5 protein-coding genes are annotated in these 16,983 nt (G+C 71.3%); 1 reads left to right on the forward strand and 4 read right to left on the reverse strand.

Features of this window, described 5'->3' with window-relative positions:
* Nucleotides 1-98: 98 nt before the first annotated feature.
* Nucleotides 99-2,240: an AAA family ATPase gene (locus tag MJQ72_RS01040; RefSeq protein WP_240597112.1), complete on the reverse strand. Its 2,142-nt coding sequence runs from the start codon at nucleotides 2,238-2,240 to the stop codon at nucleotides 99-101.
* Between the two features lie 79 nt (nucleotides 2,241-2,319).
* Here MJQ72_RS01040 and MJQ72_RS01045 point away from each other — a divergent pair, with 79 nt between their 5' ends.
* Nucleotides 2,320-2,895, forward strand: coding sequence for a PadR family transcriptional regulator (locus tag MJQ72_RS01045; protein WP_240597113.1), 576 nt, complete (start codon nucleotides 2,320-2,322; stop codon nucleotides 2,893-2,895).
* A 208-nt stretch (nucleotides 2,896-3,103) separates the two neighbouring features.
* Here the strand turns inward: MJQ72_RS01045 and MJQ72_RS01050 are convergent, their stop codons facing one another.
* Genes MJQ72_RS01050 through MJQ72_RS01060 form a run of 3 tightly spaced genes read right to left on the reverse strand, consistent with a single transcriptional unit; the run spans nucleotide 3,104 to nucleotide 16,971 of the window.
* The gene (locus MJQ72_RS01050) at nucleotides 3,104-3,913 is read right to left on the reverse strand and encodes a family 16 glycosylhydrolase (protein WP_240597114.1); all 810 of its coding nucleotides are present in this window, start codon (nucleotides 3,911-3,913) and stop codon (nucleotides 3,104-3,106) included.
* A 15-nt stretch (nucleotides 3,914-3,928) separates the two neighbouring features.
* A complete protein-coding gene (locus tag MJQ72_RS01055) occupies nucleotides 3,929-11,659 on the reverse strand; it encodes an SDR family NAD(P)-dependent oxidoreductase (protein ID WP_396427036.1) in 7,731 nt (2,576 codons plus the stop codon).
* A 29-nt stretch (nucleotides 11,660-11,688) separates the two neighbouring features.
* A complete protein-coding gene (locus MJQ72_RS01060; protein WP_240597116.1) occupies nucleotides 11,689-16,971 on the reverse strand; it encodes a type I polyketide synthase in 5,283 nt (1,760 codons plus the stop codon).
* Nucleotides 16,972-16,983 lie beyond the last annotated feature (12 nt).

A 16,983-nucleotide genomic window follows, 5' to 3' on the forward strand; every position in this document is an offset into this window, starting at 1 on the left:
GATTCACTCACGTTATCCAGCCGCCGAATCCTCCCCCACCCCTAGCCGACCCTTACGCTCCTCTCCGAAACCCGCACCATCTCGGATTCCACTGTGGCCTAATGGATTTCGGCCAGCACACGGTCACCGGCGAGAGCCGCCGGGAGCGGCCGGGCGTGCACGACGTGAAGCCTGCTCACCGCACGGGTCAACGCCACGTACAAACGCTGGAGTCCACGGGGCTCCGCGTCGACGATGCGGCTCGGCTCGACGACCAGGACAGTGTCGTATTCAAGACCTTTCGCCAGGGTGACCGGGGCCAATGTCACGCGTTCCGCGTCCAGGACATCGCCGCCGAGGACAGTGTGCCTGATGCCTTCGGCCGTCAAGGCCGCTTGCAGTTCCGGAATCTCTTCGTCGGCGGCGATGAGGCAAACCGAACCTTCCCGCGACAGCGCGGTTTCGCAGGCCTCGATGAGCGTTTCGGTCCGCCTGTCCTCGCTCGTCCGGGTCACGTGGAGCGCGTCCGCGCTGTGGCGGAAGGAGGTCGGGCCCGTCAGGTCCGGGGCGATATGCGGCAGGAGGCGGGCCGCGTAGTCCAGCACCTCCGCGGGCACGCGATAGCCACGGTCGAGCACTTCGATCCGCCCGCCGGGACGGTCGAGGTGGGCGAGCACCTCCGACCAGTCCCGCACCGCCGACGGACTCGTCGCCTGTGCCAGATCTCCCAGCACCGTGCAGGCACCCGCGACCCGGCGGGAGATCGCCCGGAAATGCATCGGGCTGAGATCCTGGGCCTCGTCGATCACGATGTGGCCCAGCCGGACCGGCCGATCGACCAGGCCCGCGGCTTCGTCGAGGAGGGCCAGGTCGAGCGTCGACCAGACCATCGCCTTGACACTGCGCGGACGCGGGCTGAGCAGGATCGTCCGCTGATCCTCCGGCGACAGGACGCCGTCGGCCGCGGCGGCCAGCCGGTCCGGATCCGTGAGGAGGTCGAAGACCAGGCGGGCGGGATCGATGGCGGGCCACATCCGGCGGATGGCCTGGCCGATCGCCCTGTTGCGGCAAAGCTGGGTCAACGTGGTCCCCGCGCGGCCGACCCGTTCCATCTGGCGCAGCACGCGGTGCGCCAGGCGCTGGACGAGCAGTTCGCGGCCGGCGCCGTAGCCGGTCCGCCTGCCGAGCACGTCTTCGAGTTCGGCGGCCTGCTCCTCGACGGACACCCGCCAGGTGCGGTGCTGGTGTTTGAGTTCGAGCGGCTCCGTCGGCTCGGCGATCTGCGACCACAGGTGACGCCGCAGCACCTCCGCCATCTCCAGGCCGCCTTTGACGTGCGCCGCCGCCGGGCTGTCGACGCGACCGGCCGTGCGGCCCTGACCGGTGAGATCGTCGATGGTGACCTGGGAGACCTCGATCTCGCCCAGTGCGGGCAGGACGTTGCGGATGTAGGCGAGGAACGAGCTGTTGGGGCCGATGACGGCGACGCCGCCCTCCTTGCGCAGCCTGTCCCGCTCGGAGAAGAGCAGGTACGCCAGCCTGTGCAGGCCCACCGCGGTCTTCCCGGTGCCCGGCGCGCCCTGGATGCACAGCGTCTGGTCGACGGCGGCGCGCACCAGGCGCATCTGCTCGGGCTGGATCGTGGCCACGATGTCGCGCATCGGTCCCTGGCGGGGACGCTCGATCTCCGCCGCCAGCAAGCCGCCACCGTCGTCGGAGCGGTTCTCGCCGGTGAGCGGTTCGTCTTCGTAGGCGGTGAGCACGCCGTTCTGGTCGAAGCCGTACCGGCGCCGGACGCGCACGCCCATCGAGTCGCCGGAGGACGCTTCGTAGAACGCGCGCGAAAGCATGGCGCGCCAATCGATCACGATGGGCTCGCCGTCTTCGTCGCGGACACCGCGGCGGCCGACGTAGACGAGATCGCTGTCCTCGGTGCGCGTATGGGAGTCACCGCCGCGGACCGCGTCGGCCTTGATGTCGAAGACATCGCCCGCCGGGTAGTCGAGGCGGCCGAAGAACAGCGGCACGTCGTCGAAGCCGGACAGGTCCTTGACCACCTGCTTGCGGAACTCGCGCAGCGCGTGGTTGAAGTACTTGTCCGTGACGGCGTCGCCCTCGGCCGCGCCGCTGTCGAGCATCGCGGTGACCTCGCCGCGCATGCGGGTCAGCTTCGCGCGGCAGTGCTCCATGAAATCGCGCTCGACGCGGATCTCCGCGTCCTCCTGATGTCCGGTGGGGAGCTTCACGTCCCGCGCAGCCATGTCCGTCGCCCCCTGAAGCCGTCCGTGCAAAATAGTACAATCAGACTATACTTGCCGGACCAAGTTGCGGGGAGCAGGAGTGCGGACTCTCACTGCGCTGGGCCTCACGGTGCTGCGCCTGCTCACCGATCGGCCGCAGCACGCGTACGAGCTGCAGCAGCGGATGCGGGAACAGGGGCTGGACCAGATCGTCAAGGTCACGCACGGGGCGCTGTACAACACGGTGGACACGCTGGCGAAGGCCGGGCTGATCGAGCCGGTCGAGACCGTCCGCGACGGCAGACGCCCCGAACGCACCGTCTACTCGATCACCGCGCCGGGCCGCGAGCAGGCCCGCGAACGGTTGCGCGAGCTGCTGGTCACCCTCACCCCGGAGTACCCCGCGTACTGCGCCGCGCTGGCATTCATGTCACTGCTGACCGCGGAGGACGCCGCGAGCAGGCTCGAACATCGATGCGTGCTGCTCGAAGGCAGGCTCGCGGCTTCGCAGGCCGAGTACGACGCGCTGACCGGGCGCGACGTGCCACGCGTCGCGCTGGTGGAGATGCGGCACCTGCGCGCCCATCTGCGGGCGGACCTCGAGCTCACTCGCGCCCTTGTCGACGAGATCCACAGTGGGCGGCTGGAGTTGAGCGGTTCCGCCGCCGTGCGGTGAAGGCCTTGGCGGGAGGCGAAGGTGGCGTGTCGCGAAAGCCACTTTCGAGACATCCAACGTCGCGAAAGCGGCTTTCGCGACATACGCCCAGCACTCCCGTGGCTCAGATCGCCCGGTTGATGTCGACTTGACCGATCACCGACGTACGTGAAGGCCCCCTTCACTGCGCTAGACGCAGTGAAGGGGGCCTTCACGTACTTGAGCCGGGTCAGGCGGGCGGCGCCACCTCCGCGACGGTGACGCGGTCGACGAGCATCGTCGTCGGGAAGGCGGCGGGATCGGGTTCCCCGGGCATCACGGGGCCGCCCGGGCTGCCGACCACCACGAGCAGTCCGACGAAGACCTCCTGGTTGAACAGCCAGCCCTTCGGGGTGGTGTCGGCCGGGGTGAGCCGCAGGTACTCACGGCCGTCGAGGTACCAGGTGATCGAGTCCGGGTCGCGGGTCCACACGACGGAGTAGGTGTGGAAGTCCTCGCTCAGCGGCCGTCCGTCCGGCGTGGCGGTGGCGGTGCCCATCCCCAGTGACGGCAGCTGGTGGCACTCCGGCGAGTGCACGACGCCGTACACGTTGGCGGGTTCGGAGTTCACCACTTCGAAGATGTCCAGCTCGCCGGAGAGGTACCAGCCCTGCAGCGGCTCGGTCTCCCCGAGGTGACGCATCCGGTTCGCCCACGCGAACATCGCGCAGTCGAGGCCCAGTCCCGGCGCGGTCTTGACCACGGCCTCGATCTTGAGCGCGCCGCCCGGCGCCGGGACGAAATCCTCGCGCACCGTCTCGATCCAGGCCGAGACGTAGCCGTCCTCTTCGCTGTGCGTGGCCGTCATCCGCAGATGGCCTTCGCCGTCCAGGCTCAGGTGGCCGGTGTCGTCCGCGTAGGACTCGATGCCCGCCGCCCAAGGCTTTCCGGTGATCACCTTCCAGCGGTCGCGGTCGAGCGGCGCTCCCCGCGGGCCGTCGAAGTCGTCCTGCCACAGGACCTTCCAGTCCGTCGAGGTGGGCGAGTTCAGCGTTTCCATGGTTCCTCTTCCTTCTTACGGGGTGGCCAGCTCGGCACGCAGGTAGCGCATGAGCTCGAGGGGGGTCGCGTGGTCGAAGACCAGCGTCGGCGCCAAGTCCAAACCGGTCGCCGTGGCCAGCCGGTTGCTCAGCTCGACCGCGGTCAGGGAGGCGAAGCCGAGGTCGAGCAGGTCGGCCTCCGGCGGCACCTCGTCCGGGGAGTCGTGGCCCAGCACGGCCGCGATGGCCGCCCGCAGCAGATCCAGCACCGCCTTGTCGCGGCCGCTCTGGTCCAGTGCGTCGAGCTCCTGGCGGAGATCGGCGACGACGACTTCGTCCGGCTCCGTGGCCGGGCCGGCCGTGACCGGCTCGGCGTCCAGCCAGAAACGCTTGCGCTGGAACGGATAAGTGGGCAGGTCGACCCGGCGGGCCGCGGTCCCTTCCAGTACCGCGGGCCACTCCACGCCGACGCCGCGGACGTGCAGGGCGCCGAGCGCGGCCAGCACCGACTCCGGCTCGGGCCGGTCGGCCCGCAGCAACGCGGTGGCGCCCGGCGTCAGCGCGGAGAGCGGTCCGTCCGGGCCGATCTCGACGAAGGTCGTCACGCCCGCGGCCTGTGCCGCGGCCACGCCGTCGGCGAAGCGGACCGTCTCGCGCACGTGACGGACCCAGTACTCGGGTGAGCGCAGTTCCTCGCCGCCCACCCGGCCGGTCAGGTTCGACACGATGGGCGTCGACGGCTCGCGGAATTCGACGTCGTCGAGCACCCGGCGGAAGTCGGCCAGCATCGGCTCCATCAGCGGCGAGTGGAACGCGTGGCTCACCCGCAGCCGTTTGGTCCGGCGGCCCCAGGCACGGACGGTCTCGGCGATCCGGGTGACCTCCGCGTCGGCTCCGGAGACGACCACCGCCGACGACCGGTTCACCGCGGCGAGGCTCACCGACTCGGTGAGCAAGGGCGTCACCTCGGCTTCGGTGGCCTCGACCGCGACCATCGCGCCGCCTTCCGGCAACGCCTGCATCAGCCTGCCGCGGGCGGCGACCACCCGGCAGGCGTCGGCCGTCGACCAGAGCCCGGCGACGTGCGCCGCCACGAGTTCACCGATCGAGTGCCCGGCCAGCACTTTCGCCGTCACGCCCCACGATTCGAGCAGCCGGTGGAGCGCCACCTCGAACGCGAACAGCGCGGGCTGGGCGAATTCGGTGCGGTCGAGCAGCTCGGGCTTGTCCCACACGATGTCGGCCAGCGGGCCGAACTCACCGCAGATCCCGTCGAAGGCCTTGGCGAACACGGGGAACCGGGCGGCCAGTTCCCTGCCCATCCCGGCGCGCTGGGAACCCTGGCCGGAGAACAGGAAACAGACCGCGCCGGATTCGGGCACGCCGACGCTGACCTGCGCGGCCGGAGTGCCGGTCGCGATCGCGGTCAGGCCGCGCTCCAGGTCCGCGCGGTCGCGGGCGATCACCACAGCCCGGTGGTCGAAGAGGGTCCGGGTGGTCGCCGACGACCACGCGATTCCCGCCGGGTCCTGATCGGCCACGAGCCGGAAGCGCTCGGCCTGCGCACGCAAGGCCTGTTCGGTCTTCGCGGACAGCAGCACCGGGACGGCGACGTCGTCACGCGGCTCCGGAGGCGTGGCGAGTTCGGCGGGCGGGGCTTCGAGGATCACGTGTGCGTTCGTTCCGCTGATACCGAAGGACGACACCGCGGCGCGACGCGCTCGGCCCACCTCAGGCCACTGCTGTTTCCTGGTGAGCAGGGCGACCTCGCCTGCCGTCCAGTCGACGTGGGAGGAGGGCTCGTCCACGTGCAGGGTCTTCGGCAGCACGCCGTGCCGCATGGCTTCCACCATCTTGATGACCCCGGCGACGCCCGCGGCGGCTTGGGTGTGCCCGAGGTTCGACTTCACCGAACCCAACCACAGCGGGTGATCGCGGTCCTGGCCGTACGTGGCGAGCAACGCCTGCGCCTCGATCGGGTCACCCAGTGTGGTGCCGGTCCCGTGCGCTTCGACGGCGTCGACGTCGCGGGCGGCCAGGCCCGCGCTGTCGAGAGCCTGACGGATGACTCGCTGCTGTGACGGGCCGTTCGGCGCGGTGAGGCCGTTCGAGGCGCCGTCCGAGTTGACCGCGCTCCCCCGCACGACCGCCAGCACCGGATGGCCGAGGCGCCGGGCGTCCGACAGCCGTTCCACCAGCACGGCGCCCGCGCCCTCGCCCCAAGCGGTCCCGTCGGCGGCTTCGGCGAACGATTTGCACCGGCCGTCCACCGCGAGCCCTCGCTGGCGGCTGAAGTCCACGAACGCCGCGGGTGTCGCCATGACCGTGACGCCGGAGGCGATGGCGGAGTCGCACTCCCCCTGCCGCACGGCCTGCGCAGCCAGATGCAACGCGACCAGCGACGACGAGCACGCGGTGTCGATGGTGAGCACGGGACCTTCGAGCCCCAGCGTATAGGCGAGCCTGCCGGAGGCGACGCTGCCCGCGTTGCCGCTGCCCAGGTAACCCTCGACGTCCTCGGGAACGGTCAGGAGACGGGCGGCGTAGTCGTGGTACATCATCCCGGTGAACACGCCGGTCCGGCTGCCGCGCACCGAGCGCGGGTCGATCCCGGCGCGCTCGAACAGTTCCCACGTGATCTCCAGCAGCAGCCGCTGCTGAGGGTCCATCGCGATGGCTTCGCGCGGCGAGATGCCGAAGAACGCCGCGTCGAACTGGGCCGCGTCGTGCAGGAATCCGCCTTCGCGGACGTAAGACCGGCCGCGGCGGTCCGGGTCCGGGTCGTAGAGCCCCTCGACGTCCCACCCGCGGTCCGCCGGGAAGGGCGTGATCGCGTCCCGGCCCGCCGAGACGAGATCCCACAGCTCCGACGGCGACGTGACCCCGCCCGGATAGCGGCAGCTCATCGCCACGATGACGACCGGGTCGTCGTCGGCAGGCGCCTGGCGTGCCGTCACCACGCGCTCCGGCGAGGCGCCGTGCAGTTCCTGGCGCAGATGCTCGGCCAGCGCGGCCGGCGTCGGATGGTCGAAGACCAGTGTCGCCGTCAGCCGCAGGCCGAGGGCGGCGTTGAGCTGGTTGCGCAGCTCGACGGCGGTCAGCGAATCGAACCCGAGCTCCTTGAAGGCGCGGTCCGGGTCGATGGCGCCCGCGCCGCCGTGGCCGAGTACGGCCGCGACTTCGGCCAGCACCAGGTCCAGCAGTTCGGCTTCGCCGGGAACGCCGGTGGCGCGGGGTGCCGGAGTCCGGGCAGGTACCCGGACCAGGTCCCGCACCAGCGGATGGGGCTCGGCCTGGTCACGCAGGACGGCGAGGTCGAGCTTGATCGGGACGAGGGCGGGGTGGTCCGAGCCGAGCGCGGCGTCGAACAGCGCGAGACCTTCGTCGGCCGTCAGCGCGGCGGTGCCCCCTCTGGTCATCCTGGCCAGATCGTTCGCCCCGAGGCCGCCCGCCATCCCGCCTTGCTCCCACAGGCCCCAGGCCATGGACGTCGCCGGGAGGCCGCGGGCGTGGCGGGACTGCGCGAACGCGTCGAGGAAGGCGTTGGCCGCGGCGTAGCCCGCTTGGCCCGCTCCGCCGAAGACACCGGCGGCCGAAGAGAACACCACGAATTCGGTGTCGTCGTCGGTGAGCTCCTCGAGGTGCAGGGCGCCGTCGACCTTCGCGCGCAGCACCCGGTCGACCTGGTCCGCGGACAGGCCGCCGACCACACCGTCGTCCAGGATCCCGGCCGCGTGCACGACCATGCCGACGCGTCCCACCCGGGACAGCGCGTCGGCCAGTGCGGCGCGGTCGGCGACGTCGCAGGCGACGACCTCGACGCCGTCCCCGATCCCTTCCGGCACGGTGCCCGTGCGGCTGAGCAGCACGAGGTCGCGGACCCCGTGCTCGGCGGCCAGATGCCGGGCCACCAGCAGACCGAGCCCACCGGTGCCGCCGGTGATCAGCACCTTGCCCCGCGGCTCGCGGCCGTCCGGTTCGTCCGGCAGGGCGGCCCTGCTCAGCCGTGGCACCAGCACCGCGTCGCCGCGGACCGCCAGCTGCGGTTCGGCCGAGGCGGGCACGGCACCGCGCTCGTCGAGGTCGACGAGCCGGAAGCGGCCCGGATGTTCGGTCTGTGCCGACCGGACCAGGCCCCAGACCGCGGCGTTCGTCAGATCCGGCTCGTCGCCCGGTCCGGTGGAGACCGCGCCGCGGGTGGCGAACACGAGCCGCCCTGGCCGGTCCTCGGCCAGCCAGGCCTGGATCAGGTTCAGCGCGCGGCGGGTCGCCGCGTGGATCTCCTCGACGGTGCCGCCACCGGCCGGGAACTCCTCGACGACGGTGTCTTGTTCCGCTGCTTCGCCCGGCTGGGCCGGCTTCCATTCGAGGGTGAAGAGCAAGTCGTGGCCCGCGGGGAGCGGACGCGGGACCAGGGAGCCGATCGACAGCACCGGACGTCCGCCCTCGTCGGTGGCGAGCAGCGAGATCCCTTCCGGTGCCGACGGCGTGATCCGGACCCGGAGCGCGGTGGCGCCGGTCGCGTGCAGGGTCACGCCTCGCCAGGCGAACGGCAGCCCGCTGCCCGCGTACTCCGCCAGCGCCGAGGCGTGCAGCGCGGAGTCGAACAGGGCCGGGTGTAATCCCTTGCCGCCGCTTTGTCCGCCAGGCAGCCGAATTTCGGCGAAGATCTCCTCGCCGCGCGTCCACACCGCTTCCGCACCACGGAAAGCAGGCCCGTACCCGATGCCGTGGTCGGCGAACCGGCCGTACAACTCGTCGATGTCCGCGGGTTCCGCGCCACGCGGCGGCCACTCGTGCATCGCGTCGAAGGAGAAAGCCTCGCCCGCCGTCGTCAGTGAACCGGTCGCGTGGCGGGTCCATGGCCCGTCGGCCTGGCGTGCGAAGAGATTCAGCTCGCGGCGACCCGACCCGTCCGGCTCGTCCGCGGTCAGCTGGAGCTCCACCGCACCTTCGGCGGGCACGACGAGCGGGGCTTCGAGCACGAGGTCGTGGAGGTGGCCCGCACCGATCCGGGCCGCCGCCTGTAGCGTGAAGTCGACGAGAGCCGTGCCGGGAGCGACGACCGTTCCGTGCACGGTGTGCTCGCGCAACCAGGGCTGCGCGGCGACCGAGAGTTCACCGGTGCACACGAAGCGATCCCGGCCGGCGATCTCCACCATCGAGGTGAACGTGGCGGGCTCGGCCGAGCCGTCCCTCAGCCAGTAGCGCTCGCGCTGGAACGGGTACGTCGGGAGGTCGACCCGGCGGGCGCCGTCGAACAGCGGCGCCCAGTCGATCGGCACCCCGCGGACGAACAAGCGTCCCAGCGCGGCCATCAGGGCGGGCTCTTCCGGGCGATCCGCGCGCAAGGCCGCGACGGCGCCCTCGTCCGCCATCGCCGTCAACGCTCCGCCCGGCCCGATTTCCAGGAACGTGGTGACACCGCGAGCCCTGGCCGTGGCGACCCCGTCGGCGAACCGGACCGGCTCACGCACATGCCGCACCCAATAGTCCGGCGAGCACAACTCCTCCCCCGCCACCACACCCGACAGGTTCGACACGACTGTTTTCGAGGGTGTCCGGAACTCCACTTCCTCAAGCACACGACGGAATTCGGCCAGCATCGGCTCCATCAACACCGAATGGAACGCATGACTCACCCGCAACCGCTTCACCTTGCGACCGAGCCCGGTGAACTCCGCGGCCACCGCCAGCACCGCTTCCTCCACACCGGAGATCACCACCGACGAAGGACCGTTCACCGCCGCGACACCGGCCCCCTCGGGCAGCAACGGAAGAACTTCCGCCTCCGACGCCTGCACCGCCACCATCGCGCCGCCCGAAGGCAACGCCTGCATCAGCTTTCCGCGAGCGGCCACCACCCGGCACGCATCATCCAGCGACCACACACCGGCCACATACGCCGCCGCGAGCTCACCGATCGAATGCCCCACCAGCACATCCGCGACGACACCCCACGACTCCAGCAACCGATACAGCGCCACCTCGAACGCGAACAACCCCGGCTGCGTGAACCCGGTGAGATGCAGCTCCTCCGAAGACCACACGACCTCCCGCAGGGACCCGAACCGAGCGCATATCTCATCGAAAGCCTCAGCGAACACCGGGAACCGCGCCGACAACCCACGACCCATTCCCACCCGCTGCGAACCCTGACCAGCGAACAGGAAACCCAGCCGCCCATCCGCGATCGCGGTACCGACGGGCCCGCCGCCGGCGATGGCGTCGAGGCCGCGCAGCAGCTCGTCCCGGTCGGCGGCGACGAACGCCGCCCTGCGTTCCAAACCCGCTCTCGTGGTCGCCAGTGAGAAGGCCACGTCGGTGGGCTCCAGATCCCGCGCGGTCGCGCGCACCCGCCGAGCCGACTCCCGGACCGCCTCGGCGTCGCGACCGGACAGGACCACCGGAAGGGGCACCGGGTCAGCGGGTTCCCTCGGCTCCACGGCGGGCTCTTCGACCGCTTCGAGGATCACGTGCGCGTTCGCGCCGCTCACCCCGAACGACGACACACCGGCCCGGCGCGGCTCGGCGCTCTCGGGCCAGGCGCGGGCTTCGGTGAGCAGCCGCACGTTCCCGGCCGACCAGTCGACATGGGTGGTGGGCCGGTCGACGTGCAGCGTCTTCGGCAGCAGGCCGTGCCGCATGGCGAGCACCATCTTGATCACGCCGGCCAGCCCGGCGGCGGCCTGGGTGTGGCCGATGTTGGACTTCACCGATCCCAGCCACAGCGGACGTTCGCGCCCTTGGCCGTAGGTGTCGAGGATGGCCTGCGCCTCGATCGGGTCGCCGAGGGTCGTACCGGTCCCGTGCGCCTCGACCACGTCGACCTGGCCGGCGGTCACCCGCGCGTTCGCCAGTGCCTGCCGGATCATCCGTTGCTGCGAAGGGCCGTTGGGCGCGGTGAGCCCGTTCGAAGCGCCGTCGGAGTTGATCGCCGACCCGCGGACGACCGCCAGCACGGGATGCCCGTTGCGCCGGGCGTCGGAAAGGCGTTCCAGCAACAGCACGCCCGCGCCCTCGGCCAGGCTGGTGCCGTCGGCGGAGTCGGCGAACGTCTTGCACCGGCCGTCGGGGGCGAGCGCCTGCTGGCGGCCGAACTCGGCGAACGTGCCCGCCGTGGCCATCACCGTGACCCCGGCGGCCAGCGCGAGGGTGCATTCGTCCTGTCGCAGGGACCGGCACGCCAGGTGCAGCGCGATCAGCGACGACGAGCACGCGGTGTCGACGGTGAGGGTGGGGCCTTCGAAGCCGAAGGTGTACGAGACCCGGCCGGAGGCGATGCTGCCCGCGCTGCCGTTGCCGACGTACCCGGCCACTCCGGGCGGGATCGACCGCAGCCGCGAGCCGTATTCGTTGTTGAGCACGCCCGCGAACACGCCGGTCCGGCTCCCGCGCAGGGAGCGGGGATCGATCGCGGCGCGTTCGAGCACCTCCCACGACGTCTCCAGCAGCAGCCTCTGTTGGGGGTCCATCGCGAGCGCCTCGCGCGGCGAGATCTCGAAGAAGGCGGGGTCGAAGTCCGCCGCGTCGTAAAGGAAACCGCCGTGGCGGACTTCGCCGGTGCCGCGCCCGTCGCCGCCCCAGCCGCGGTCGTCCGGGAAGTCCGAGATGGCGTCGGTCCCGCCAGCCAGCAGGTCCCAGAACTGCTCCGGGGAGCGCACGCCACCGGGGAACCGGCAGCTCATCGACACGATCGCGATGGGCTCGTCCGCCGCGGCGGTGAGCTGCCGGAGCCGTTCGGTCTCCTTGAGCGAGGCTCGCAGGGCCTCGACGACCTTGTCGTGCGATGTGGTCATCGGCCCGCTCCCGCTTCCAGCGCCAGGTCGACCAGACCGGCGACGTCCAGTTCGTCGATTTCCGCGACGGCGTCGCGCTCGGGTGCGGTCACGTCCGAAGGTGCTTCCTCCGCCGGGAACAGCCGCTCGCGCAGGAACCCGGCCAGCGCCGCGGAGGTCGGGTGGTCGAACACGAGGGTCGCGGGCAGGCGCAGCCCGGTCGCCGAGCTGAGCCGGTTGCGCAGTTCGACGGCGGTGAGCGACTCGAATCCCAGGTCCGTGAAGGCGCGCCCGGACTCGATCTCCTGTGGCGACGAGTGCCCGAGCACGTTCGCGACATGCCCGCGCACCAAGTCGACAAGTGCCCATTCCCGCTCGCCCGTGGGAAGCCCGGCGAGCCGCTGCCTCAGGCCGCCGTCGACGGCCACGCCCGCCGAGGCCCGGCGCACCGGTGCCCGGACGAGGTCGCGCAGCAGCGTCGGGACGGTCTCCGGACGGGCGCGCAGTTTGGCGGTGTCGAATTTGACCGGCACCAGCGCGGGATGGGCCGAGCCCAGTGCCGCGTCGAACAACGTCAGCCCGTCCCGGGAAGCCAGCGGGATCATGCCGCCCTTCATCATCCGCGCGACGTCGGTTTCGCCGAGGTGCTCGGTCATGCCACTGCGTTGCGCCCACAACGCCCACGCCAGCGACACGGCGGGAAGGCCCTGGGCGCGGCGGTGGTGGGCGAAGGCGTCGAGGAACGCGTTGGCGGCGGCGTAGTTCGCCTGTCCCACGCTGCCGAATGTGCCTGCCGCGGAAGAGAAGAGCACGAAGGCCGAGAGCCCGGCGTCCTTGGTCAGCTCGTGCAGGTTGACCACGGCGTCGACCTTCGGGGTGAACACCCGGTCCACCCGGTCCGGGGACTGGGCGGTGACGACGCCGTCGTCCAGGACGCCGGCGACGTGCACGACCGCGGACAACCGCCCCTCCAGCCCGGACAGCACCTTCGCGAGATCGGCGCGGTCGCCGACGTCGCAGGCATGGATCTCCACCTTCGCCCCGAGCCGTTCCAGCTCCCCGTCCCCTTCGCCGGCGCCGCGACGGCTGAGCAGCACGAGGCTCCGCACCCCGTGCGCCTCGACGAGGTGCCGGGCGACGAGCCTGCCGAGCGTCCCGGTCCCGCCGGTGACCAGCACCGTCCCGGAGAGGTCGACGGAGGTGTCGTCGCCGGGCGAGGTCGCGCGGGCCAGTCGTGGCGCGTGGATCTCCCCCGCGCGGATCGCCAGCTGGGGCTCACCGGTCGCCAGCGCGGCCGGGAGAGCGGCCGCGGACGCCGGGTGTTCGTCGATGTCGAGCAGGACGAACCGGCCGGGGTGCTCGGTCTGCGCGGTCCTGAGCAGGCCCCACACCGTGGCCGCGGCCAGATCCTGGCCGGGGTCGCCGGTCCCGGTGAGCACCGCTCCACGGGTGCGGAACACCAGCGTGCTCTCGGCGAGGCGGTCGTCGGCCAGCCATCGCTGGACCAGTTCCAGTGCCTGTCCGGTGACCGCGCGGGCCTCGGCCGCCAGATCCCCGGTTCCTCCTGCCAGCGTGGCGAGCACGATGGCGGGCGGGGATCCGGCCGCTTCCGCGGGTGAGCCGTAGCGCTCGACGCGCAGGCCGGTGTGCGCGGCGAGCCCAAGGTCGTCGCGGAGCACGCCGATCGTCTGATCGTGCGGCGGATTCCCTTGCCGGACCGGCTTCCAGGTGACGTGGAACAGCGAGTCGTGGCCGGTGCGCAGCCGGTCCTTGGTCACCGGGCGGACCGTCAGCGATTCGACGGTGAGCACCGGCGCGCCGCTCTCGTCGGTCAGCGCCACCCGGTAGGTCTCCGGTCCGGTCGCCGCGACCCGCACCCGGACCGCGGCCGCACCGGCGGCGTGCAGGGTCACGCCCTGCCAGGAGAACGGCAGGTGGGCCTGGTCCGGCTGGGCCGCGGTGAGCGCGACCGCGTGCGAGGCCGCGTCGAGCAGTGCCGGGTGCAGGCCGTAGTGCCCCGCGTGGCCGGTGTGCTCTTCGGGCAGGCGGACCTCGGCGTACACCTCGTCGCCGTGGCGCCACGCGGCGCGCAAGCCCTGGAACGCGGGCCCGTGGCCGTAACCGCGCTCGGCGAACGCAGCGTAGAAACCTTCGACCGCAACAGGTTCCGCGCCCGGCGGTGGCCAGGCCGCGGCCGTGTCGAAGCCGGGTTCGCCGGGTTCGGGGCTCATCACGCCGGTGGCGTTGCGCACCCATTCGCCCGCGTCGCCGGTGCGGGTGTGCACCTGGAACGCCCGGCCACCGTCGTCGCCCTCCGGTTCGGTCACGACCTGGATCCGCACCCCGTCGCCTTCCGGGAGCACCAGCGGCGCCTCCAGCACCAGCTCGTCGACCCGGCCGCAGCCGGCGAGGTCGGCCGCGTGCACGGCGAGCTCGACGAATCCGGTGCCGGGCAGCAGAACCGAGTCGAAGACCCGGTGCTCCGCCAGCCAACCGTGGTCGCGCAAGGAGATCCGGCCGGTGAGGACCAGAGCGCCGTCCGGCGTCTCGAGGGCCGCGCCGAGCAGCGGGTGCCCGGCCTGCCGCAGACCGGCCGACTCGAGATCCGCGCCCGTCGACCCCGACACCGGGAGACGGTGGCGCTGCCGCTGGAACGGATAGGTGGGGAGGTCGACGCGATGCGCTCCGGTGAAAGCCGGGGCCCAGTCGACATCGACGCCCTGAACGTAAGCCTCGCCCAGCGACAACAACATGCGGTCGAGGTCACCGTCGTCCCGACGAAGAGTGCCAACAGCCACCGCGTCTTCCGCGGTCTGCTGAATCGCCATCGTCAAGACCGGATGTGCGCTCGTCTCCACGAACACACCGAAACCCTGCTCCGACAACGACCTGATCGCATGCTCGAATTCGACGGTCTGCCGCAGATTCCGATACCAGTACTCCGCATCCAAACCCGAACCATCGACCAACTCGCCGGTGACGGTGGAGAACAACGGAACCCGGCCCGCCACCGGACCAACCGCGCTCAGCACCTCCAGCAACTCGGCACGGATCTGCTCCACCTGAACCGAATGCGACGCGTAATCCACCGGAATCCGCTTCGCCCGAACCCCGTCCTGGCCACAAGCCGCCATGAACTCGTCCAGCGCCGCGGGATCACCCGACACCACCGTCGCCCCGGAACCATTCACCGCCGCCACAGACAGCGACTCCCCGAGCCGGATGCGCACCTCATCGACCGGCAACGCGACCGACACCATCCCACCCTGACCAGCCAGAGCCGTGATCGCCTTACTCCGCAACGCAACCACCCGCGCACCATCGACCAGCGACAACGCACCACTCACACACGCCGCCGCGATCTCACCCTGCGAATGCCCCACCACCACATCAGGACGGACACCGTAGGACTCCCACACCGCCGCCAACGACACCATCACCGCCCACAACACCGGCTGCACCACATCAACCCGCACCAACGCGGCCTCGTCACCAAGCACATCCGGCAACGACCAGTCCACAAAGGACGAAAGAGCCTCCGCACACTCATCCAACCGTGACGCGAAAACCGGGGAAGACTCATACAACTCCAGGCCCATCCCCGCCCACTGCGAACCCTGACCGGGGAACACGAACACGACCTTGCCCGGATCGCCCGCACTCCCCTGCACCAGACCGGCGACCTCCTTGCCGTCGGCCAACGCCCGGAGTCCCTGTTCGGCCGAGCCCCCGTCGCGGGCCACCAGGACGGCTCGGCGCTCGAAGCCGGAGCGAGTGGTGGCGAGCGAGAAGCCGACGTCGGGCAGTCCGGTGCCCACAAGCGGGGCGAGCTGCCAGGCCGCTTCGCGCAGCGCGGGCTCGGTCTTGGCCGAGAACACCAGCGGTACGACCGAGTCCACAGTAGACGGTTCCGGCTCCTCGGCCGGGACGTGTTCCAGGATCACGTGGGCGTTGGTTCCGCTGACGCCGAACGACGACACACCGGCACGACGCGGACGGTCCACCTCCGGCCAGGGCCGCGCTTCGGTCAGCAACGACACCTTCCCCGCCGACCAGTCCACATGGGACGAAGGCTTGTCCACGTGCAAAGTCTTCGGCAGCAGGCCGTTCCGCATCGCCAGCACCATCTTGATCACACCGGCGACGCCGGAGGCGGTCTGGGCGTGGCCGATATTGGACTTGATCGACCCCAGCCACAACGGTTGCTCGCGGCTCTGCCCGTAGGTCGCCAGCAACGCCTGCGCCTCGATCGGGTCGCCCAGTGTGGTCCCCGTGCCGTGTGCTTCCACGGCGTCGACCTGGTCGGCCGAGAGCCGGGCGTCGACGAGGGCCTGCCGGATGACCTCCTGCTGGGAAGTGCCGTTCGGCGCGGTGAGCCCGTTGGACGCCCCGTCCTGGTTGATCGCCGAACCCCGCACGATCGCCAGCACCGGATGCCCGAGACGGCGCGCCTCCGACAGCCGCTCGACGAGCACGAGGCCGACGCCCTCGGCCAGCCCCATCCCGTCGGCGGCGTCGGCGAACGCCTTGCAGCGGCCGTCGTGGGCGAGCCCGCGCTGCCTGCTGAACCCGGTGAACGAGGCAGGCGTGGCCATCACCGCGACCCCGCCAGCCAGTGCGCGCTCGCACTCGCCGTGCCGCACCGCCTGGACCGCGAGGTGGAGCGCGGTCAGCGAAGACGAGCACGCCGTGTCGATGGTGACGGCGGGGCCTTCGAGCCCCAGCGCGTAGGCGATCCGGCCGGACACCACGCTCGGGTTGCTCGCGGTGACGACGTAGCCCTCGTAGCTGTCCGGCGCCTGCTTCAGCAGCACGCCGTGGTCCTGGTAGTGGCAGCCGACGTAGACGCCGGTGCGGCTGCCCTTGAGCGACAACGGGTCGATGCCCGCGCGTTCGAGGGTCTCCCACGCGGTCTCCAGCAGCAGCCGCTGCTGCGGGTCGGTGGCGGCCGCTTCGCGTGGCGAGATCCCGAAGAACCCCGCGTCGAAGTCGTCCACATCGGACAGGAAGCCGCCTTCCCGCACGTACGTCCGGCCGGGTGTGTCCGGATCCGGGTCGTAGAGCGCGTCGGCGTCCCAGCCACGGTCGGCCGGGAACCCGGAGACCAGATCGGCCTCGGCCACCAACAGCCGCCAGAGCTGCTCCGGCGTGCGCACCCCGCCGGGGAAACGGCAGCCCATGGCGACCACGGCGACCGGGTCGGGTGCCCTGTCCTCCACCTCGGCGAGCCGGCGGCGGGTCTGCCGCAGCTCCGCGGTCACTCGTTTGAGATAGTCCCGGAGTTTCTGTTCCTCAGCCATTTGCGCGGATCC

This window comes from Amycolatopsis sp. EV170708-02-1, assembly GCF_022479115.1.
Classification (GTDB): domain Bacteria; phylum Actinomycetota; class Actinomycetes; order Mycobacteriales; family Pseudonocardiaceae; genus Amycolatopsis.